Source organism: Kiloniella sp., from assembly GCF_048270245.1.
In the GTDB taxonomy this organism is placed as follows: Bacteria; Pseudomonadota; Alphaproteobacteria; order Kiloniellales; family Kiloniellaceae; genus Kiloniella.
In genome coordinates this window covers 211,762-233,256 of sequence record NZ_JBLWTH010000006.1, presented here as the reverse complement: position 1 = coordinate 233,256, position 21,495 = coordinate 211,762, and the positions used below count along the sequence as shown (strand labels likewise).

21 protein-coding genes are annotated in these 21,495 nt (G+C 44.4%); 8 read left to right on the top strand and 13 right to left on the bottom strand.

Annotated features, from left to right (window positions below):
- Positions 1-30: 30 nt before the first annotated feature.
- Complete coding sequence (locus tag ACN0W5_RS15170) at positions 31-312, bottom strand: TfoX/Sxy family DNA transformation protein (protein WP_417454932.1); 282 nt, start codon at positions 310-312, stop codon at positions 31-33.
- A 52-nt stretch (positions 313-364) separates the two neighbouring features.
- Between ACN0W5_RS15170 and ACN0W5_RS15165 the strand changes: the two genes are divergently transcribed.
- The gene (locus ACN0W5_RS15165) at positions 365-967 is read left to right on the top strand and encodes a regulatory protein RecX (RefSeq protein WP_417454931.1); all 603 of its coding nucleotides are present in this window, start codon (positions 365-367) and stop codon (positions 965-967) included.
- A 31-nt stretch (positions 968-998) separates the two neighbouring features.
- On the opposite strand, the gene ACN0W5_RS15160 is transcribed toward ACN0W5_RS15165, so the two are convergent.
- A complete protein-coding gene (locus ACN0W5_RS15160) occupies positions 999-1,796 on the bottom strand; it encodes a class I SAM-dependent methyltransferase (RefSeq protein WP_417454930.1) in 798 nt (265 codons plus the stop codon).
- A gap of 283 nt (positions 1,797-2,079) precedes the next feature.
- Between ACN0W5_RS15160 and ACN0W5_RS15155 the strand changes: the two genes are divergently transcribed.
- Complete coding sequence (locus tag ACN0W5_RS15155; RefSeq protein ID WP_417454929.1) at positions 2,080-2,544, top strand: tetratricopeptide repeat protein; 465 nt, start codon at positions 2,080-2,082, stop codon at positions 2,542-2,544.
- A gap of 17 nt (positions 2,545-2,561) precedes the next feature.
- Here the strand turns inward: ACN0W5_RS15155 and ACN0W5_RS15150 are convergent, their stop codons facing one another.
- Positions 2,562-4,223 (bottom strand): adenylate/guanylate cyclase domain-containing protein, encoded by a 1,662-nt coding sequence (locus tag ACN0W5_RS15150; RefSeq protein WP_417454928.1) that lies wholly within the window; start codon positions 4,221-4,223, stop codon positions 2,562-2,564.
- A 211-nt stretch (positions 4,224-4,434) separates the two neighbouring features.
- On the opposite strand from ACN0W5_RS15150, the gene ACN0W5_RS15145 reads away from it, so the two are divergent.
- From ACN0W5_RS15145 to ACN0W5_RS15135, 3 genes are all read left to right on the top strand, one after another.
- Positions 4,435-4,686 carry a DUF1289 domain-containing protein gene (locus ACN0W5_RS15145; protein ID WP_417454927.1) on the top strand — a complete coding sequence of 84 codons (252 nt, stop codon included), beginning with the start codon at positions 4,435-4,437 and terminating at the stop codon, positions 4,684-4,686.
- 274 nt (positions 4,687-4,960) lie between these two features.
- Positions 4,961-6,631, top strand: coding sequence for a U32 family peptidase (locus tag ACN0W5_RS15140; protein WP_417454926.1), 1,671 nt, complete (start codon positions 4,961-4,963; stop codon positions 6,629-6,631).
- A 135-nt stretch (positions 6,632-6,766) separates the two neighbouring features.
- Positions 6,767-8,845: a methyl-accepting chemotaxis protein gene (locus tag ACN0W5_RS15135; protein WP_417454925.1), complete on the top strand. Its 2,079-nt coding sequence runs from the start codon at positions 6,767-6,769 to the stop codon at positions 8,843-8,845.
- Positions 8,846-8,914: 69 nt separating this feature from the next.
- Here ACN0W5_RS15135 and speB read toward each other — a convergent pair whose 3' ends face one another.
- The 9 genes from speB to ACN0W5_RS15090 all read right to left on the bottom strand — a co-directional run bounded on the left by speB (position 8,915) and on the right by ACN0W5_RS15090 (position 17,173).
- Complete coding sequence (gene speB / locus ACN0W5_RS15130) at positions 8,915-9,733, bottom strand: agmatinase (protein WP_417454924.1); 819 nt, start codon at positions 9,731-9,733, stop codon at positions 8,915-8,917.
- 112 nt (positions 9,734-9,845) lie between these two features.
- On the bottom strand, positions 9,846-10,163 hold the full coding sequence (locus tag ACN0W5_RS15125; RefSeq protein ID WP_417454923.1) for a hypothetical protein: 318 nt from the start codon (positions 10,161-10,163) through the stop codon (positions 9,846-9,848).
- A gap of 120 nt (positions 10,164-10,283) precedes the next feature.
- Positions 10,284-11,279 (bottom strand): nickel/cobalt transporter, encoded by a 996-nt coding sequence (locus ACN0W5_RS15120; RefSeq protein WP_417454922.1) that lies wholly within the window; start codon positions 11,277-11,279, stop codon positions 10,284-10,286.
- The gene (locus ACN0W5_RS15115; protein WP_417454921.1) at positions 11,273-11,881 is read right to left on the bottom strand and encodes a DUF1007 family protein; all 609 of its coding nucleotides are present in this window, start codon (positions 11,879-11,881) and stop codon (positions 11,273-11,275) included. The genes ACN0W5_RS15120 and ACN0W5_RS15115 overlap by 7 nt, the downstream gene beginning before the upstream one ends.
- A gap of 198 nt (positions 11,882-12,079) precedes the next feature.
- Positions 12,080-12,583, bottom strand: coding sequence for a hypothetical protein (locus tag ACN0W5_RS15110; RefSeq protein ID WP_417454920.1), 504 nt, complete (start codon positions 12,581-12,583; stop codon positions 12,080-12,082).
- A gap of 40 nt (positions 12,584-12,623) precedes the next feature.
- On the bottom strand, positions 12,624-13,307 hold the full coding sequence (locus ACN0W5_RS15105) for a hypothetical protein (RefSeq protein WP_417454919.1): 684 nt from the start codon (positions 13,305-13,307) through the stop codon (positions 12,624-12,626).
- A 192-nt stretch (positions 13,308-13,499) separates the two neighbouring features.
- Positions 13,500-14,642, bottom strand: coding sequence for a TRAP transporter substrate-binding protein (locus ACN0W5_RS15100; RefSeq protein WP_417454918.1), 1,143 nt, complete (start codon positions 14,640-14,642; stop codon positions 13,500-13,502).
- Positions 14,643-14,756: 114 nt separating this feature from the next.
- Complete coding sequence (gene arsJ, locus ACN0W5_RS15095) at positions 14,757-15,989, bottom strand: organoarsenical effux MFS transporter ArsJ (protein WP_417454917.1); 1,233 nt, start codon at positions 15,987-15,989, stop codon at positions 14,757-14,759.
- A 155-nt stretch (positions 15,990-16,144) separates the two neighbouring features.
- Positions 16,145-17,173 carry an ArsJ-associated glyceraldehyde-3-phosphate dehydrogenase gene (locus tag ACN0W5_RS15090; RefSeq protein ID WP_417454916.1) on the bottom strand — a complete coding sequence of 343 codons (1,029 nt, stop codon included), beginning with the start codon at positions 17,171-17,173 and terminating at the stop codon, positions 16,145-16,147.
- A 300-nt stretch (positions 17,174-17,473) separates the two neighbouring features.
- On the opposite strand from ACN0W5_RS15090, the gene ACN0W5_RS15085 reads away from it, so the two are divergent.
- Positions 17,474-19,552 (top strand): FAD-dependent oxidoreductase, encoded by a 2,079-nt coding sequence (locus ACN0W5_RS15085; protein WP_417454915.1) that lies wholly within the window; start codon positions 17,474-17,476, stop codon positions 19,550-19,552.
- Positions 19,553-19,561: 9 nt separating this feature from the next.
- On the opposite strand, the gene ACN0W5_RS15080 is transcribed toward ACN0W5_RS15085, so the two are convergent.
- Positions 19,562-19,876 (bottom strand): hypothetical protein, encoded by a 315-nt coding sequence (locus ACN0W5_RS15080; RefSeq protein WP_417454914.1) that lies wholly within the window; start codon positions 19,874-19,876, stop codon positions 19,562-19,564.
- 170 nt (positions 19,877-20,046) lie between these two features.
- On the opposite strand from ACN0W5_RS15080, the gene ACN0W5_RS15075 reads away from it, so the two are divergent.
- Positions 20,047-20,544 (top strand): Lrp/AsnC family transcriptional regulator, encoded by a 498-nt coding sequence (locus ACN0W5_RS15075; RefSeq protein WP_417454913.1) that lies wholly within the window; start codon positions 20,047-20,049, stop codon positions 20,542-20,544.
- A 56-nt stretch (positions 20,545-20,600) separates the two neighbouring features.
- Positions 20,601-21,494: a DMT family transporter gene (locus ACN0W5_RS15070; RefSeq protein WP_417454912.1), complete on the top strand. Its 894-nt coding sequence runs from the start codon at positions 20,601-20,603 to the stop codon at positions 21,492-21,494.
- Position 21,495 lies beyond the last annotated feature (1 nt).

The window sequence follows — 21,495 nt, the reverse complement described above, 5'->3', positions numbered from 1 at the left end:
GTCCCCGCGTTAAGAAAAGCACAATAAAACCTACGATTTCAAATTTTTCACCAAAGCTTTGAGTTCGGCTTTCCTATTCACAGGTATCAGACGCCAATCACATCCTTTGATCGCGCCCTCCAATGCATAAAGATAATTCACGGAAAGTCGGTGCTCATCACAAAAACGAAAATATAGCCGCCGAAATACTTCTTCCGTACCCAATTCGATTAATTGATCTGACGAAGTAATTCCGATATCTACCAATTGAGCAACGGATTTAGGCCCCAGATTTTTCAAGGAAAGTAGCTCTTTTTTTGGATCACGGTTCATTTTGAAATAAATTTTTCGACAAAAAGAATTGGCCCAGGAACGTCTCCGTGGCATGTATAAGAACATGATGGAACGGTCAGAAAAAAACAACCGCGAACAACCCAAACGTAAAGTCCCCAGAAAAGCGACAGCGAAATACCTGGGAAATGTTGCTCGATTTTATCTGGAACGCTACGCCACAACAGAAGTCGGTCTGCGCCGTTACCTAATGCGGAAAGTAAACCTCTCTGCGAAAGAGCACGGAACAATCCCGCAAGAAGGGGCCGAGATCATTGAAGGACTGATCTCTAAATTCCGTGATTTGAACTTTCTGAACGATGCACGTTACGCCGAAGGTCGAAGCGGCAGTTTACATCGCAAGGGAATGTCACTTCGTGCCATCCGACAGGATCTGTCACTCAAAGGTGTCCCCGAAGACCTCGCCAATAAAGCCATTGACCTTATTCGAGAGGAAAGTAGCAATCCCGACCTGGAAGCGGCTATTGCCTATGCACGAAGGCGCCGCCTTGGCCCTTACCGAACCGACGACAAACGCGAAGAACGACGGGCCAAAGATCTCGCCGCGCTGGGCCGTAAGGGTTTTTCTTTCGCTATCGCAGAGCGTGTTATTCTTGCTTATGACATTGAAGAACTGGAAGCCGAAGCTGGGCTGTAACTCAGCTACCTCTAGTTTATGTTCCTGACTTTTATCCTTGTGGTTTTCTGGCAACTGCACACCACAATCGGTGCGGAATAAACAGAGGATCATCAGAAAAATCCCGACGGAGTAGATCACCATGCTCGGTATCAAAAGCTGCAACCGCTTCTGGGGAAAGAGAAGCTGAAACACCTGCAGATGCCCGAATACGTCCTCGCCAGTCTTCATGGCTATAGCGAACGCGTAAATCCCGGCTAAAAGTTTCAATCTCTTCAAAGCCGCCCGTTGCCAAATCTATAGTCCACTGTGGATAGATACCTGTTCCCCCCGACATTTCCCACGCCGGGTTATGTTTGGAAATCAGACTTTCTGTTGCTGAAACGACATTTCCAGGCAAAGGAAGCCAATCAAAGTGACAAATGACAATATATCCCCCGGGTTTGAGTATCCGTTGGCATTCTTTTGTCGCCTTTGTGGCTTCAAACCAATGCCAGCACTGGCCAGCTGTCACGACATCAAAGCGTACATTATCAAGGCCTGTTGCTTCTGAACTACCCTGTTGAAAAGTGACCCGGACGCCTTCCTCCTCTGCCATTAATCGTGCTTGCTCCAAAATAGCTTCGGCGGGATCAACACCGATAACCTCGACACCTTGTGCCGCAAACCCACGAGCGAGTGTTCCTGTACCCGTTCCCAGATCAACGAGAGACTGCCCGGCCAAACCAATACCTCGTTCTCTCAACAAATCAAAAATAAGCGAAGGAAATCCGGCTCTGTGCTTTGCATAATCTTGCGCGGTTTTACCAAAATCTATTCCGTCAGAACTTACTTTTCCGATTTCTCGCATGTTTCTCTTCTATAAGTAATTTATTTTGAAAACTCGAACTTGCTAGAATGGCAAGCCGGATCTTATTAACGCCAAATTATGCCCTACTATACAGAGTAAGAAGGCTTAAACACTTGAAGCAGAATTTTATTCATTATTCTTATGTCAGAATAATGTGATCAAGAGATCATTGAAATTCTACAAAAAACCTACAATCATAACTACAGGACAACAAAACAATAACACCCAGTACAATTGTATTAAATATCCAGTACAATTAGATTAATACAGAGGAACACAACATATGAAGCTCAAGGCATTTACCCTCGCAGTATCTCTCAGCGGTTTTCTTTTGGGTGTGACAGGACAAAGCTTGGCCGCCGGTAGTGGTAGCTGGAGCAGCAATTCCAACAAAGATCTCAAAAATGCGATAGAGCTGATTGAAGACGAAAAATACAGTGATGCTCAACCTTTGCTGCAAAAGGCAATAAAAGCTGAACCAGATAATGCTGATGCCTATAACATGCTTGGTTACAGCCAGCGAAAAATGGGAAACAAAGATGTTGCGCTCGACTACTATACCAAAGCGCTTGATCTGAACCCGCGCCATCGTGGGGCCAATGAGTATCTTGGCCAGCTATATCTGGAATTAAACAACCCTGACAAAGCAAAAGAACGACTGGCAGTATTGGATAAAAGCTGTACTTTTGGATGTGATGAATACACTTCGCTCAAAGAAGCAATTGAAGCTTATGAAAAAGCTCAATAAGCATTTTAGAGTTAATCTCAGATCGTCGGTAAATCCTTTGCACTTTCTAGGGACCAGATATCCATCCCATCCTGCCGTCCTCTGACCTGAATATGTTGCCGGGGAAAATCACTTAAATCGACCCCGGCAATTTTTGCGAGCGGCTGAGACACCACAAGTTGTGATTTTAAATCCTTGGTCATGCCTTCTAGGCGACTGGCTGTGTTCACAGCATCACCAATCGCTGTAATGGACGTCGCCTGTCCCCAGCCAAGTTCACCCACGATAACAGCCCCCGTGTGAACACCGATACCTATGCGAAGAGGTTCCGGCAGTTCATGGGCTAAGTGCGCATTAAGTTCATCTAATTTTTCCGCCATTCGCCGTGCTGCTCGTAACGCATTTTTACACCCTGTCTCGACCCCGCGATCAATGCCAAACAGCGCCATAACACCATCGCCAATAAACTTATCTAGACGCCCCCCGGACTCTTCCACCGCGGTTCCCATCGCCTCAAAGTAGCGATTAAGGATAAAGACAATGTCGTAGGGAAGCTTCTTTTCAGACAGAGTTGTAAAGCCCCTTATATCCGCAAATAGGATTGCGATCTCTCTTTCCTGTCCTTGTGCAATTGAACTGTGTTGGCGTCGTGCAGCTTTTAAGCCGCTTTGAGCAGGTAACAATGGTGTCATTTCAAGATCAGCAATAGGATAGGTCTGACAGGCCAACCGCATGTTGTCTGACGCCCCAATCCGGGTAAGCACCTTAAGCTCACCAGTTTCACTTTCAGGTAACTGGTCCAACCCGGCACCAACCCGCACACGACAAGTCGAACAGCGCCCCTTACCCCCGCAAACCGCAGCATGGGGTATATTATTCAAATGGCTTACATCAAGTAGGCTGGTACCTTTTATCGCTCGAAATGCTTTTCCATTAGGGTAAGTAACTTTAAAGGTGCCTTGCCATCGCTGAATGGCAAAACGGACCCACCGCCCAATGATCACGGTAACTATCAGCACTGCAAACGCAAACTGAACGATCCCTTCAAGACTGTATATTTCTCCGGCTTCTTCAGCTGTAGGTAGGTTGTAGCCCCCGAAGAAAGATTTTAACCATTCAGGATCGTCAGCGAGCTTAAGGATATCAAGGCTCGCAACATAGTATCCCGACATGGAAAGAACAGGAATAACAACCGCAAACGAAAGCGCCAGCGATTTATAGTTTTCATAAGCAGGCTTATATCTAAGCCAATAGTGAATACCAACACAGCCATGAACCCACCCTAAAACCATTAAGAGTGCTTGTCGCAAACCCGTATCAATATTGTAAACAATCAAGGCATAAAGCACATAAAAATAGTTATCCTCTACCCCATATATTTCATGCGCAAACCGTGTCCCCAAAATATGCAGGATCAACAAGAAGGGAATGAGTAACCCAGACAAGAGTTGGGCCATTTCCCAAAATTTCATATGTAAATGTTGACGCTGATAAACACCCCACATAGAAAGCGCCATGTGAGAGGACAGAGAAAGATATAGCAGTACGGTCCCAACCGGATTACGCCACAAAGCCAAAAAGGCTTTGCGTCCTTCATCCATAGCTTCAATAGAATGAAGCCCAAGAACATGGTTCAACAGATGGGTTAGTATATAAATAAAAAGTACAAGCCCGCCATAGAGACGGATTGTCCGAACCATGTAGTTTTATCCCTATTCTCTATCCCGACTTTATCATTCCACCCCTTGGATACAGGTAATATTGCAGTTAATACATGCACTTTACCTCAAACATCCGGGCTTTTTGTCGTTCTAGTTATAAGTTCTTGTCGCGAAAAGAACGAGTAATTAATTAATAGCTGAGTAGGATAATAGGGAATAGGAATGATATCCAGTGCAGGAAAAAAGTATCGTGACATCAAGATTATCCAGAGAAGAAAGAACCGCACGCCGTAAAAAGCGGCGCGAAAAGCTTCTCCAAGAGCTTGATTCCTCTATTCCTTCCCCCTGCACTTCGGTCTGTCAGATGGACGATCTAACGCAGCTTTGCATTGGTTGCCACCGTACAATTGACGAAATAAGAGACTGGGTCATTATGACTGGGGATGAAAAACAGGAGCTTTTAGAATCAATCGACCAAAGACGAACTGGAATGGTTGCCTAACTCAATGTCTCTAATTGCAATTGAAAGCCACACTTAGCTTTTCTTCATGAAATTTTTCGTCTCCAGAAGTTTTCCTCGAATGACGCCAGATCTTGCGCGAGAATTTCGGGATAGAACCAAAAATTCTCTAGTTTATCTATAGCCCCCTCCTCGAATATAAGCTTCTAAAGAAATTATTATCAAATGAACCCAACTAAATTGCTCTAGATCAAATATTAATTCTGCAAGTACCGCCATAACCTAGCCCAGTTCATGAGCAAGCACAGGTTTTCTAATGGTTACAATTGCATCTCGCCCTCAACGATCCGAATTACTTATGCCAGCTGGATCGTTAGAAAAGTTAAAAATAGCCGTCTTATACGGTGCGGATGCCGTATATCTGGGCACCCCAGATATGTCGCTTAGGACAAAGTCATCCTTCACATTAGAAGAAGTCGTAGAGGGAGTTAAATTTGCCCATGTTCATGGCAAACGCGTGTATCTGACACTCAACCTTTTTTCCCACAATAAAGATATCCCCAAACTGCCACTGTTTATCGAAACAATAAAAGCCATCAAACCCGATGGTGTTATCATCGCGGACCCTGGTATTTTTCAATATGTAAAAGAAAATGCCCCGGAACTCGAACTTCATATCTCAACCCAAGCCAATGTTTGTTCATGGGTTTCAGTTGATTTTTGGCAAAAACAAGGAGCAAGCCTTTGTGTTTTGGCACGCGAAGTTAACTATCACGAGCTGTGCGAGATCCGTGAAAAATGCCCGAACATAAAGCTCGAAGCCTTTGTTCACGGCGCAATGTGCATGACCTATTCGGGCAGGTGTTTGTTATCCAATTTCATGGCGGAACGTGGTGCCAACCAAGGAAACTGCGCCAACAGTTGCAGATGGCACTACAAAGTGCACATGAAGCTCAAGGACGGAACTGTAAAAGAACTCAACTTATCCGAAGAAAATCTGGAGCTCTTTGAATTTCTGATAGAAGAAGAGTGTCGTCAGGGTGAGTTGATGCCTATCGAAGAGGATGAGCGTGGATCTTATATACTTAATTCCAAAGACCTCTGTCTTATGCCGAAACTCGACGATTATCTCAAAATCGGAGTTGATTCGCTCAAAGTAGAAGGACGCAACAAAAGCGCATACTATGTAGCCGTGACTGCTAGAGCTTATAGACAAGCTATTGATGACTGGTACCAAGATCCGGACAGATGGTCACCGAAAACCTACATGGAAGAACTTTCTACCGTTCCCAGTCGGGGGTATACCCTTGCTTTCCATAATGGTCGTCTTGAAAATCACGCCCATAATTACGAACATACAAAAACCTTCGCTGAATACGAATACGCCGGATATATCGAAAAAGTTACGGATGAAGGCCTCCTCGTTGCGGTCAAAAACCGTTTGCAAGCGGGCGATGTGCTGGAATTACTTCCTCCCAACACCATGGATACCATCTTAATCCGCCTCTATGAGTTTATAGATGCGAAGTCCAGACAAACCCTCGATGCCATCAATGCAGGCCAAAAGCCAATAATTCTCATCCCTTGGTCTCTTTTTGATCAGGAAAACATCCCATCATTACAGCAAACACTTTGTGAGCAAACGATTATAAGAAAAGAGAAATCTCTTACACAGGCAGAGTGGGATCGATTAAAGCTTGATGCAACAGCTCAAAGGATAGAATTGGGTATTGGCAGCGATACTCTTTACCAAAAACAGCGTGCCTCACTCCAAAACTCTATCTTTGAAGAAAACGGCGAGCGTATCCCCAAAACACCGCGTATTGGCACTGAAGGATGCTGTGGTCGTGGTTGCAACGGGTGCGTAATTTTCTGGCACGATCCAATTTATGAGAAGGCTCGGGCACTTTTGGCACAGAAGAAACAGGGTGAGATGTTTGACCGTGACATGCGAAACAATACCTTTCCCCCAATTGCACAACAGTAAATACAATTATTACGTTTAAATTAAACGCTTTCTTAGTCTTTTGCCCTTAACACTGCCTGTTCTTAAACTTTCCGTACAGATGGATCACCGCACAATTAAGAAGATGATGACCATCGACAAACACAGGTAAAAAACATGAAAAATGCCTTCCAAAGCCTGAGCTTCAGGCTTGTTGGATTGACAGCAATTATGGTTATCCTTGGATTTGCAGCTGTCATATCCTATTCAACAATCAGCCAATATCAAAACGCGCAAGATAATGCCAAAAGCTATCTGACCAGTTTGTCTGCACAATATGCGCTGGATGTACGACTTGATATTGAAGAAGCTCTTGTTGCAGCCCGCGGCATGGCGCACGCAATCGAAGGGCCGCTAAGAAACGGTTCTATCGATCGGGATGGTTTTGCCCAGATTGTCGAAAATACGATTCGCCGCTACCCTAATCTTGTGGGCGGTGCTGTCGGCTTTGACAGCAATGTTGGTGGTAATGACAGTGATTTTGCCGGGAAGGGTTATAACGACAAAGCAGGACGTTTGCTCCCTTATTTCTACCAAGACGGCAAAGGCGGTGTTGCTTGGGAACCGCTCGCTCTTGGCGGCGATAGCGGATCAGAACTTTGGTATGATCTCCCAAAAAACAAAAAACAGGAGGTCGTAACAGAACCCTACGTCTACCCTGTAAACGGCGAAGATGTTGTTATGACAACAGCCACTGTTCCCATCTTTGACGCCAAGGATCAAGCCGTCGGTGTCGCCACCACTGATATGGCCCTTAAAGATATTCAAGTTCGTCTATCAGAGCTAAAACTATTTGAAAGTGGAACTGTCTCTCTTATCACCTCTACAGGTATGTGGATTTCACACCCTGATGACAAGAAGCTGGCCACAATCGAAGAAAGCAAAGCCCTTACATCTGTTCTAAAAGAACTTTCTGCAGGGAAAAGCTTTTATGGAAACATCGATGATCCATCAATTGGCGGCGATAGATATCTGGCTGTTCAGCCTGTAAATTTTGGTGACAGTGATGCTATTTGGGGCGTTGTCGTATCCGCCCCAGAAAGTGAAATCATGGCATCTGCCAATGATTCTCGTAATCTCACTATCTTACTTTCTCTATTGGTTGTTATCACAGTGATTGCTATCAATGGCATTATTGGCACCAAAGCGATGTCACTTCTTCGAAAAGTGACTGATAGCATGCAACGTCTTGCCGAGGGCGAGACAGATATCAAAATTCCTGCTCGCAACAGAAGTGACGAAGTTGGTGCCATTGCAAGAACAGTCGAAATCTTCCGCACAAACGCTTTGGACAAGCAGCGTCTAGAAGCTGAACAGATACAGCTTCAAGAAGCTGCCGCAGCTGAAAAGAAAGCAACACTTGATCAGGTTGCTACACGTTTCCAACAAGGTGTGAGCACACTGATCGGCGATATTGAGATTTCGGTAAGTGATATGAAATCCTTTGCTGACAACATGAACGTAATGTCCCAACAGACCAGATCGCGTGCTTCAGAGGCATCTGCGTCATCGGATACTGCAAATCAGAGCGCACAGGCCGTAGCAAGTGCCTCTGAACAGCTCGCCGCTTCTGTGGGTGAAATCGGGCGTCAAGTTGGTCAAGCAACATCAATCACAGGCGAAGCTGTTGCTGAAGCCAGCAGATCAAATGAAAATGTGCAATCTCTTGCGCAGGCAGCACAACGTATCGGAGAGGTATTAAAACTCATTTCTGATATCGCCGAGCAAACCAACTTGCTGGCCCTTAACGCAACAATTGAAGCGGCACGTGCTGGTGAAGCAGGCAAAGGTTTTGCTGTTGTTGCAAGTGAAGTCAAATCACTGGCAACACAGACATCGAATGCTACGGGTGAAATTGAACAGCAGGTTATCGCTATTCAGAACGAAACCAAAAATGCTGTTGAATCAATTGGCCATATCAGCACTGTTATTGGAAAGATTGACGAAATCAGTACTGTCATTGCCGGTGCTGTTGAAGAGCAGGGTTCAGCGACACAGGATATCTCTTCCAAAATTCAATTGGTCGCTTCAGGAGTCGGCTCAATTCTAGAGAATATTTCTGGTGTAGATGAGGTTTCAATCCAGACAGATACCGCTGCGCACTCTGTTGTTGAAACGATCAACAATTTGGACAAAAAAGTGCAGGCTTTGAACGAAGAAGCTTCAAGACTTGTGTCTGAAGTTCGAAGCGCTTAAGAGCAAATAAGACGTTTTGTACTGAGAAAGGCCTGCGTTTTGCAGGCCTTTCTTGTTTCCGATTAAGAATTAAGTCGTAATTAATTTAGCTGATATTTCTTTCGTCAATTTAGCTGCAACCATCGCCGTCATACCGACAAGGTCTCGATGGGGATTAAGTTCGACGATATCCGCCCCAATCAAATCAGCATCCAGCTTATGTAACGCATTGATTAAATCACGCACAGACATGCCACCGGGTTCATGATGTGAAACCCCTGGGGCAAAAGCCGGGTCGAGAACATCTAAATCGACGGATAAATACAAGGGTCCATCAAAGTTAAAAGTGATTTCAGGGCGCCAGTCTTTCATTGCAATAATTTCAACACCAAATTTTTCAGCCTGTTCTTGTTGATGTTTGTTCAAGGTGCGTATACCAACCTGAACAAGCCGTTTCACACGCCCAGTTTCCATCGCTCTTGCAAATGGGCAAGCATGACTATCCCGATTACCTTGCATTTCATCATACAGATCAGAATGGGCATCAAAGTGTAAAATGTTGAGATCTGGATAGCTTTTACTATGTGCGCGTAACAAAGGTGCAGATACTGAATGATCTCCGCCGATACTAAGAAGTTTTGCCCCTGTGGTAATAATCTCTTCTGCTCGGGTTTCAATCTCGGCGATGGCAGTACTTGTATCATCAAAGATCAAGTCACCAAGATCTTTCCACCTGTTATCGTTCCCCAGATCATGCCCGTTTTCACAGGTAAGATTCGCCGAACCACAATGCAAAGCTTCGCGCATACGCTGTGGCCCCATGGCAGGGCCAGTCATAAAAGATGAATTGTGATCAACAGGCAGCCCCAATATAGCGAGATCGCCCTGCTTAATATTTCCCAGATCCATTACCAGCCCCAATCAATTTATCTGTAGAACTCAATTGTTTCGGCGCCAGCTTATGCCATTAAAGAACTGGGTCAAGTCTGAAAGAAGGAACTGTAAGACGCAATTAAAGCCGTTATTGCTGATCATCAAAAGGATCAACAACAGTCGTTTCTCTGTACTTAACATAGCAGAACACCGCGGTACTCAGGCCCATCCCCAGTAACCACGGGCTTTCAATTCCATAGCCCATTCCAATCAGACCAAGAGACAAGACAGCCAGAATAAAAACGGGTCCATCTGTTCGCTCTCCGCAGAGATTTTTCCAAAACTTGCGCTGATTTAAAAGAATAGAGTTGAAGTGCCCCGTAATGATTGACGTGCCGAGAAAGGTCAGAAAAACGAAACCAATCATGCCTGCAACAGTAAATGCCTGTTTGAATAAATCTGACATTCTAAACCTCTTGCCCCCCCCTATAAGACAAAGTCTTTTTCTACTTAAACCATAGTTTAGCCTAGAGTTAGTCAGATAGCGAAATTTACGACTGGAATACCCTATTCATATGCCCCTGCATCAGGCAAAAGGATGTTTGGGGGTCATCAGTGTGTCAACCAGAAGAAACAGGCCAATCATCACAATAACAATACCACCAAGTAGTGAAATATAGCGCCCGAAATACCCCACATGTACGCCAATTTCATCCATAATCTTCATAAGCGGAAACCGGATACCACGCGCCCCTATAGCCAGAAGCGATACGGTAATACCTGTGCCAAAAGACATTGCAAGTACAGCGGCTAAACCACCCGCCCAGTGACCAAGAACAAACGCAAGGATGAGTACCAACAGCGCGCCCGTACAAGGTCGGATACCAACAGCAAGAATGATCGCAATCAAATCACGCCTGCTTTTTTTGGCCCCTACTGACATTGCTTCCGGTTTGTTCTCGTCCAAAGCCTTGTGCCCACAACAACTATGATGTCCACCCGCGCCATCTGCGCTATGATCATGTCCGCACCCCGCATGCGCATCGCCTCTTATCCCACGCCAAATAAGAACAATACCCACAATCGAAACAGCACCATAACTAAGTGGTTCCATCACATCTTCGATCGCGAGCGATGTGCTTCGAACACTTGTCTCTAGAAGAAAATAACACGTTCCAACGATTATGATCGCGGTTAATCCTTGAACAAAAGAAGAAGCCATAGCCAACAAAACTGCGGGCAAGACCTTGGTATCAGTGGTCAGGGTATAACTTGCAATGACTGCTTTTCCATGGCCGGGTCCCAGCGCATGGAAAACACCATAGAGAAAACAAATCCAAACGAGGTGAAGAATAGAATCGAAACCGATATCATCCCCAAGCGCCCGAACGCCTTGGCCCAATAGATCAGAAAAATTTCTTTGCTGAAGGCGAATTTCATTAAGCGTAAAATCAATTACAGACTGATCTTCGACAGAGAAAATATTAAGTAACGCAGCGATTCCTGCCAATAGAAACAAGACCACAAAGATACTAAAAATTGCCGCCGTCGATTTTGTGTTTAGTCCAAATAGTTTTAACATGTCACCGAAACTGTCTTAGCAAAAATTGATCCAAGATCAGGATTTTGGGCAACTTCTTCGTCACTAAAAACCAAATCTGAAAGCGTCGTTCCATTCTCTAGATTGTCATCAGGATGGGTAACACGATGAGTACAAGGACTCATCGCCACAGGAAGATAAGAAACGGCATTATCCTCGATAACATCAATTGCAATGAAATAAGACGGATCATACATTTGCATTTGAACGGCAGTACCCTGGGTAATGGGTTCTTCAAGTTCCAATCGAAACCTTAATAAGAGACGGTTATTGAGCACAGCTCCATCAGCAATAATTTCTTTTTTATAAAGGGGACTATATTTGTCGTCTCTTTTAACCTTCAAAAAATAGTCCCACTCCCGCAAATTCCCGACGGCTTCTCTCGCAAAGGTTAACAACTCTGCTTTCTCAACTTCACCGCTCTGATCCTTATCCAAATCAGGCAGCAAAGAAGCCGTATAGAGATCATCAAAAATCCACACAGGTTCCAGAGCAGAGATTTCTCCTGCATCATTTCGATGGATTATAAGTGCAGCATCGACCCAAACATGCGGATGAGATTGAGCGTAAGCAGGATAGAGCAAGGTAAGCAGGAATCCTGCACAGAATACCTGCCTCCAACACCTCGTTATCCAGTTTGTGCTCATTCGTTTACAAGAAATCACTCTAACCTGTTCCTTTAAAGATAACCGTCACGATTTAAGTCACATAAAATTATGACGGTAAAACGGCATTAGTTATATTATAACATTTCAAAAGTACAAGTTACTACATGCAAGTGACTAATGACCAGAAAGAATACGATACCCCTTCTCATATTTTGATGCTTTCTCATCAATTTTCACACACACTCGCCCATCACAACTATTAAGTGATATGTTATGCTTAGTGATTTGATTGTTTAAAAAGGCCAATTCCGCTCTTCTGCTTTCGATCGTTTGTAAGCTTGGTATGAAAAAAAAGCCTAATGTCAAAGTGATAAGTGCTGTTATTAAACACGATAGAATAACTGTTTTAAGAAATAATCCACGCGTCATTTTACGAGTTTCATTTGATGCGACGGACAATTGCTCTCTTACTCTATCAAATGCGACCATTTGCTCGGAGAACACCAATCTTATTTTTTTATCAACACACATTCCAGTTTCAGAAATAATTTGACTTCGAATATCATTCATTTTTGAAGTTGCATTTCGAATATCTTCCTGATCCGTCTCCGCATTTTTCAAAAGACGCAAAAGAATATCTGTAATCATTTGGTGTTGTTCATCAGTAGTTGTAGTCATTTTGGCCTTCAAAAAATTTAAATGTTAGACAATATTGACACTACAATGAACGTCCATAACTACGTTCCTTTTGATAAGAACGTTTTTTTTCTTGTTGCAATTTTTTCTCATGATTATTCTTAAATAAATGATCAATTTGGTTCAGACTAAAACGTAAATTTTCCAGGCTATTAACTGGCATATAATTTAACCCTCCCTCTGATGAACTGCATAATATTATAGCCCCGGATGAGTCTGAATTTCTGCCGTTCAAAGTTTGAAGAAGCTTAATATAACTTTCGTAATCTGCAGCCTTATGCTTTGGGACATTTTTCCCTGTTAATTCATCAGCTGTATCTTTGATTAATTCAGTTAAGCTATAAGTCTCCAAACCGGTGTTAAAATCTAAATAAGGAGCTGATTTAACGACTAACTCTTTCTCCGTATTTTGGTGAGAAACCAGCCAGTGAATTTCTCTAGAAACATCATGAAGCTTGTGATCATTCAACGCACGAGATAAAATCGTATGTTTAGTTTGCTCTTTCTTATTAGTGTTTACTTGTCTCTTAAATTCTATAATTTTAATGAAATCGGCTCGCTCCATCAATACATCGCCAATGGATTTATCCAAAGGCGTTTGCTGCAATAAATTCACATTAAACGGTAAATTAGAATTAATTCGACCGATTTGATGGCCAAGACCTACTAAAAAATTCCCAATAATAATATTTTCGTATATATCCATCTACAAACCCAAATTCGATGACATTATTTATTATTACTTTCTTTACTCACAATTTTAGCCTCCTGCCTCAGTAGAAAACACATTAATATGCGTATTTTCTTTAGAAAATATTCAAACGTTAACTTCTCTATATTTAAGAAATTAAACTTCATAAATCTACATATTAAGTATCATAATAAGGTCAGCACTAATCTATCCCATCGCTTTAGCACGCATTTCAAGCGCCGCGAGCTCAGATGCTTTAGCATAGCTATTTGCTTCTTTTCTGTAGGCCACAAAACTATCAAAGATCTCTTTTGCCAAGGAACTTGTTTCACTAATTTCGCCTAGCGTTTCTTCCGATGCCTTATAAAGCGCCTTCATCACATCATCCGGGAAGCGACGTAACTCAACTCCCTCTTTTGCCAACAGGGGTTCGAAAGACTTCACATTTCCATAGGTAAAATCAGCATAGCTCTCATTTGCAGACGCCATAACGGCACGCTTTACAATCTCTTTCAGATCATCTGGCAAAGCATCATAAGCTTCCTTGTTAACCATTGCTTCCAATGCAGGACCAATTTCGTGGAACGCTGGCATATAATAGTAATTCGCAGCTTTATAGAGCCCGAATGCAATATCGTTCCAAGGGCCAACCCACTCTGCGGCATCAACAGTACCCGACTTCATAGCCGCAAAAATCTCACCCGGTGGCATCAAAACAACATTCACACCCAACTTCCGCATGACCTCTCCGCCCAAGCCCGCGATTCGCATCTTGATGCCTTGTAAATCTTCGAGACTATTGATTTCTTTACGAAACCACCCTCCGGCTTGCGGCCCGGAAGATCCCGCATAGAAAGGCAAAACACCAAAGGGCTCATAAGCCTTTTGCCAAAGATCCTGACCACCACCGAAATAAAGCCACCCCGTGTATTCGGCAACACTCAACCCAAAAGGCACACCCGTGAAGAAATGAAAGGCCTTGTCTTTCCCCTGCCAATAATACGGTGTTGCGTGCCCCATCTGGGCGACACCATTTGACACGGCGTCAAAAACTTCAAAGGGAGGAACCAACTCTCCACCAGCATAAACATCAACGCGCAAGCGACCACCGGACATCGTCGTAATCATCTCTGCTAAACGCTGAGCATTCATGCCCACGCCAGGCGAATTGCGCGGCCAGCTCATGGCCATCTTCCATGTTATTGTATCCTGAGCCTTAACGACAGCGGGAGCGGCAAGTGTCGCGGCACCAGCGGTGACCAAAGCTCCAAGAGCTTGTCTTCTACCCAAAACCTTAGATTGTTGATCCTGATTTTTGCAGGTCTCTGTCGTCGTCTTTTTGTCGGTCATAGCGGCCCCCATAATTTATATGAAAAACCACTTTACCTTCTCTCCTATAAGACGCAATGCCCGAGAAGATCATCTCACAAAAATAACTTCGGGCTAGCCCTGAAATGAAGCCCTTTAAGCTGAAGACGAAATAGAAGACTGTTCTGGTTCCAGAAAAAAGGCAGTAAGAGTTGCAATAACAAGCATTGCTGTTGATGCCAATAAACAAGCTTCAAGGCCGGCATATTGAAAGATCAACCCGGAAAGCAGTGTACCCACAAGGCGACCAATGGCATTGGCCATGTAATAGAAGCCAACATTCAGCGCAACCTTGTCTGTATCAGAACAGGCAACGATAAGATAAGAATGCAGCGAAGAGTTAACGGCAAAGACGAAACCAAAGACGAGAAGTCCCCCCAGAAGAAAAGCGCCAGAAAAAGGTAAATCACGCCATAAAACGGCTGCGATAACGGCAGGTAAAACCGCCAACACAATCCCCCAGAAACGTGCAGCCACAATCCCGGAACGAGGGTCTTTTACTTTTTTAGTTAATTTTGGCACCAGCGCCTGAACAATACCATAACCAATAACCCAAAGCGCCATGAAGGCCCCGACTTCATCAAAAGACCAGCCAAGAGTAGAATAGAGAAAAACAGGTAACCCAACCACAAACCAAACATCTCTCGCTGCAAAGAGAAAAATCCGCGCAAACGAAAGGACATTTATGGCTCTTGATTTTGAAAAGAGCTCCTTGGCGCGAATTTTTTGTTTTGCCTTTCCCAAGTCAACCTTCACGACCAGAGATGTCGTAACGAGAACGACGACTAAACCCAAAGCCATTGAGAGAAGAGAATTTGCAAAACCGATCCATTCCAGCAAAACACCGCCGAGGAGAAAGCCAAGACCTTTGAGAGCATTTTTAGAGCCCGTTAAAATAGCGACCCATCCGAACAAAGTTCCTTTGTCTTCGCCATCATCTTTCGCCACAAGCTTCACAGCAGACTTAGAGCTCATCTTAGTCAGGTCTTTGGCAACACCTGATAACGCCTGTGCCCCCATGACATAGATGATCGAAAAGTCGATAGACCACTCAGCACGTAATTGAGAGAGCAATCCCAGCGCCATAATCTGGGTAATCAGACCAAGAAAAAGCGTCAGCCGAAGGCCAAACCGCGCCGCAATCCATCCCCCAACAAAGTTGGTTACAATCCCCATCGCCTCGTAAAGCAAAAACAGATAAGCCAAATCAAGTGGGGTAAACCCAAGACGATGGAAGTGTAACAATACCAACATGCGCAGGGCGCCATCCGTCAGGGTAAAACCCCAGTAGGCTGCTGTTACAGCACTGTAGCTACGTAAATCAGACATTGAATCTACCCGTCAATTTTAATCCCGGTCAGCTCTAATCTCCATTCGCTCCAATTATAGTTCTTTAACTTAATTTTTGCTCAAAGCGTGAAGAGTGAAATGTAAGTATTTCTGCATGAACGATGCAACAACCCATGAGACACCGGGAGAAAGAGTTAAGTTAAGCAACTAGAGTGAAGATCTCGACTAATCATGGACAGTAAATCAGACATACGATTCACATATCCCCATTCATTATCATACCAGGCATAAATCTTCAGATGACGCTTATCCACAACCATGGTACTTGGGCCATCGATGATTACCGAGCGAGGATCATTGACAAAATCGGTAGAGACAAGTGGCCGACTTTCAAACCCGAGAATATCCTTTAACTCGCCATCCGCAGCTTTTTGAAAGAGCTGATTAACCTCTTCCGCTGTTGTATCCCGGGCCAACTCAAAGACACAGTCGGTCAAAGAAGCATTTAACAGAGGTACTCTTACCGCGTGTCCATTCAGCTTTCCCTTTAACTCTGGGTAAATCATCGTAATCGCGGTTGCTGATCCCGTGGTTGTCGGGATCAAAGAATTAAGCCCGGATCGGGCGCGGCGTAAATCCTTGTGCGGCGCATCAACCATGACCTGTGTGTTGGTAACATCGTGAATGGTTGTAATGGATCCACGTTCAACACCCAAAGCTTCGTGGATTACCTTAATAACAGGGGCAATACAGTTCGTTGTACAGGATGCAGCAGTTAAGATGTCATCCTTGGCCGGGTCATAAAGATCTTCATTAACGCCATAGACCAGATTAGGCACTCCCTCGGACTTAACAGGCGCAGCCACCAATACTTTCTTCACCCCTTCATCAAGATAGGGCGTCAGAACATCTTTACTTTTAAACTTACCCGAACATTCAAGAACCACATCCACACCACGATCGGCCCAACCGACATGCGAAATGTTTTTTTCTTCAGAAAAACTCACCGCCTGCCCTTCGATGATGATGGTATCTCCCTCGACATCAATAGCTTTATCCCATCGGCCATGGACAGTATCAAATTCCAGCAAGTGGGCCGCGCATTCTACGCCCCCGCTGATTTCATTAATATGAACAATGTCGATATCTTCTATGTCCCACGCAGCTCGCAGTACAAGTTTCCCCATACGGCCAAAGCCATTGATGCCCACACGTACTGTCACTGTTTTGATCCTTCTGTTCTTGAGAATTTAACCCCGTACCACTGATATATGCCTCTAATATTTTTCGCCTACATCAGCACTATAAAAATCTTATTTCGAAAATATTCGAAATAAGATTTAAAGCAAATGAATTTTTCATGACGCACCGATAAAAAAAATTAGACGAAAAATCCCTATTAGCAGAATGAAAGCATCATAAATAAATCTTGTTGGTTTCTCTCACCTGCTTCTGACATCATCACCGTAATGAGCTTAAAGAAACAAGCCACAAGTACGTCAGCAGATATCTGGAAACCTAACATGTCCTCCTCCAACGCCCGCAATTCTCGGTATAATATCCTTTTCGAGCCAATAAAAATTGGCCCCGTTACCATGAAAAATCGATTTTATCAGGTGCCACATTGTAATGGGATGGGGTATGCTCGCCCACAAAGTCTCGCTGCCATGCGTGGTATCAAGGCCGAGGGTGGTTGGGGTGCCATCTGTACAGAAGAAGTTGAAATTCATCCCTCTTCTGAAATCTCCCCCTCCATCGAAGGACGACTTTGGGATAAATCTGACATTCCCGCCCATAGATTAATGACCGCAGCGGTCCAGGAACATGACGCGCTCGCGGGAATAGAGCTTGTCCACAACGGATTCCATGCTCCCAATAGAACATCTCGGCTGCCCCCGATGGCTCCCTCTCCAATACCTGTTGATTCCTACGACCCTGTTCATGCGCGTGCGATGGATTTAACCGACATCAAGAATTTCCGAAAATGGCATCGGCAGGCAGCGTTAAACGCGCGCGAAGCAGGTTACGACATTGTCTATGTCTATGCTGGCCATTGTATGACCACCCTTATGCATTTTATGCTGGAACGCTTTAATCACCGAAGTGATAACTATGGAGGCTCTCTAAAAAACCGAGTCCGCCTTACCCGCGAAGTTATCTCTGATGTGAAAGAGGCCATTGGTGACGATTGTGCCGTAGCCTTTCGTTTTGCCGTTGATGAGCTCATGGGCAAAGACGGCATGACCTCTGAAGGCGAAGCACAAGAAGTTGTTGGACTTCTGGCCGAACTCCCAGACCTTTGGGATGTGAACATCAGTGGTTGGTCACATGATTCGTCAACCGCGCGTTTCGAACCTATAGAAGGTTATCAGGAAAAATATACATCTTTTGTGAAGTCTCTTACCTCTAAACCCGTTGTTGGTGTGGGACGGTTCACTTCACCAGATGCCATGGTTTCCCAAATCAAACGCGGTGTGCTTGATCTCATCGGGGCTGCACGACCATCAATCGCAGATCCTTTTTTACCAAACAAAATAGCCCAAGGGCGCATTGACGAAATACGCGAATGCATAGGATGTAATATCTGCGTTAGCGGTGATAATCTGAGCGTTCCCATCCGATGCACACAAAACCCGACAATGGGTGAAGAATGGCGACGCAAGTGGCATCCGGAAAAAATTGCACCCAAGGCATCGGATAGTTCTGTGCTTGTCGTCGGTGCTGGCCCTTCAGGGCTAGAAGCAGCCCTGCAACTCGCCAACAGAGGTTATCAAGTCACTTTGGCAGAATCAGGCAAGGAACTTGGTGGACGAGCCACAAAAGAAAGTCATCTCCCCAGCCTATCCAGTTATGCACGCGTCCGGGATTACCGCGTAAATCTTCTCACTCAAATGGCCAATGTTGAAATTTACAAAGACAGCCCACTTGATGAAGACGCCATACTGGAATTTGGTTTTCCTCATGTCCTGCTTGCCACGGGATCTCATTGGCGCCGCGATGGCACCGGGCGATATTATCAAAAAGCTATTCCCGGACTGAGTACCATTCCGAGCTTTACCCCTGATGATATAATGAACGGAAAGAACCCGACGGGACACACCATTATCTTTGATGATGATCACTATTACATGGGCGGCGTACTCGCCGAAAAACTTATCAACGGCGGGCAAAAGGTAACCTTGGTAACACCGGCCGCAAAGATATCAGCATGGTGTGAATACACACTCGAACAGGAAAAGATACAGGCTAAACTTATCAATCTTGGTGTGGAACTCATCACAAATCATACCGTATCAAATGTTGCCGCAAACCAGATAGAACTATCTTGCACTTACACAGGTCACACCAAAACCATACAAGTTGATAATTTGTTACTTGTGACCGCAAGACATGCCAACGATACACTGTATCATCAGCTGCAAAGTAATCCTGACAAACTCGAACAAGCCGGGATCAAAACCTTGGAAGTCATTGGTGATGCCTATTCACCCGGTTCTTTGGCATCGGCAGTGTACTACGGCCATCTTGCCGCGAGATGCTTGGAGGGCGAAAGTTGGGATACTGCTCTTTTTGATGGGGAAAGACCTGGCCTGATTTCCTAAACCCGGATTTCAGGCACACATCAGCATATCTGGGTGGTTCGTCTTACCGACCAATGTCTTTATTGGTTCAACGGCATAACTTGTGGAGTTGACTGTAAAGATCTCATTGATTTTGCCCGCGAGTATATAAGCGCGTTGCTCAGATACCCCCTCAACAATAATGGAAATAGTTTGTGTACCGTCCGAGGTAGCATCAGCTTTCACATTACTTGGCGTCGCCCCGATCAATGCAAAGTATTCTAATATTCGTAACAATGTATTTGGTTCACTCATTGCCACGATATCAAACTTAACCCGCGTATTTATATCTGTTGTTTTTAGCACAGAAATTCATCCCGATTACGATCACTATTTTTTCTTTTAAGGCCAAGATAGCTACACCTGTCCTGATATAGCCAGTATTACTAAAGTGAGCAGGTATTTCTTCCCCAATGCATTATTTAAATGCTACCATTAGAAACAAAATCTCTACTAATTAAATATTATTGGGAAAAATGACCACAAAACTAGACGCCCTCGACATTCGCATCCTAGAAAACTTGCAAAAAGACGTTACTATACCAGTAACAGAACTTGCCGAAAAATTAGGATCATCAAAATCAGTATGCTGGCGTCGCATCCAACGTTTGCTTGACGAAGGGGTGATCAAGGACCGCGTCGCCATCATAGATCAAAAGAAAATTGGTCTTGGAGTTACCGTTTTTGCACAGGTCAAAATGCACCATCATGTAAAGGACGCCCTGCCAGACTTTGTAAAAGCAGTGCAGAAATTTCCACAGGTTATTGAATGCCATACCCTAATGGGCAGCGTTGATTTCTTGCTAAAGATCATCGTTAAGGATATTGAGGATTATGAACGTTTCTTTTGGCAAGATCTATCCCAAATCGAAGGCGTTCAGGAAATCAGTTCATCAACAGCCCTGACACGTTTTGTTGATACCACCAGCCTTCCTCTTGATCATCTTTATCTTGAGGGCAATCAAGATCGATGACCTAACCTGATACTCTGAATGTAGCAGACGGGCCAACGTCGCCATGAAAGAAAAGCATGACCAAAGCGATAACTCCATCCGGTGGAGACCAACCCGTTGGGTTGATCGATTATAGCGTACTCGCGATGATCTTCATTCTTTGGGCGTTGAACTACATCGCAGTCAAAGTTAGTGTAGATGAGTTTCCTGTATGGACGGCCTTGGGTATTCGTTTCAGCATCATCGTCGTGCTTCTAGCGCCTTTTGTTAAATTTCCCAAAGGCCAGTTTCGATCTTTACTCTTAATCAGTGTCGCACTTGTGCCAGGTCATTTCGGACTACTCTTCTGGTCAATCCAGAATACAGCCAGTGTCGGGGCAATCTCTGTCATCATACAAGTCGGCCCCGCCTTCTCAGTATTACTCGCTTGGATCTTTTTCAAAGACACACCCGGTATTAAACGTATTAGCGGACTCATTATTGGTTTTATAGGTATTATTTTCCTGTTTTACGAGCCAACTTTCTTCGACACGATTGATGCCCTTATTGCTGGCCTTGGCTCTGCATTTTTTATGGGTACATACATGGTTTTAGTTCGCGGTAAGAATCAAATCTCACCACTTGCAATTATTTGCTGGTCTTCTGCTCTGGGCATTCCGTTTTCCTTTGGCATGGCTCTGGCAATGGAAGCATCCATACCGGAAACATTACAAAACGCGAGCATAGAGAGTTGGCTTGGCATTGCCTATGCAGCAATAGCTTCAAGTATTATCGCTCATGGATCTTGGGCATGGATGTTGCGACGTCAGCCGATATCTTTCCTCGCACCTTTAACACTTATTGTCCCAGTGCTGGCCGTCTTTGCAACAGTATATGTTTTTGATGAACCTCTGACCCTACATATGATTATCGCTGGGCTGATTGTTCTTGCTGGAATGGGAATGATCACCATTTCTAAAGCATATAAATAAA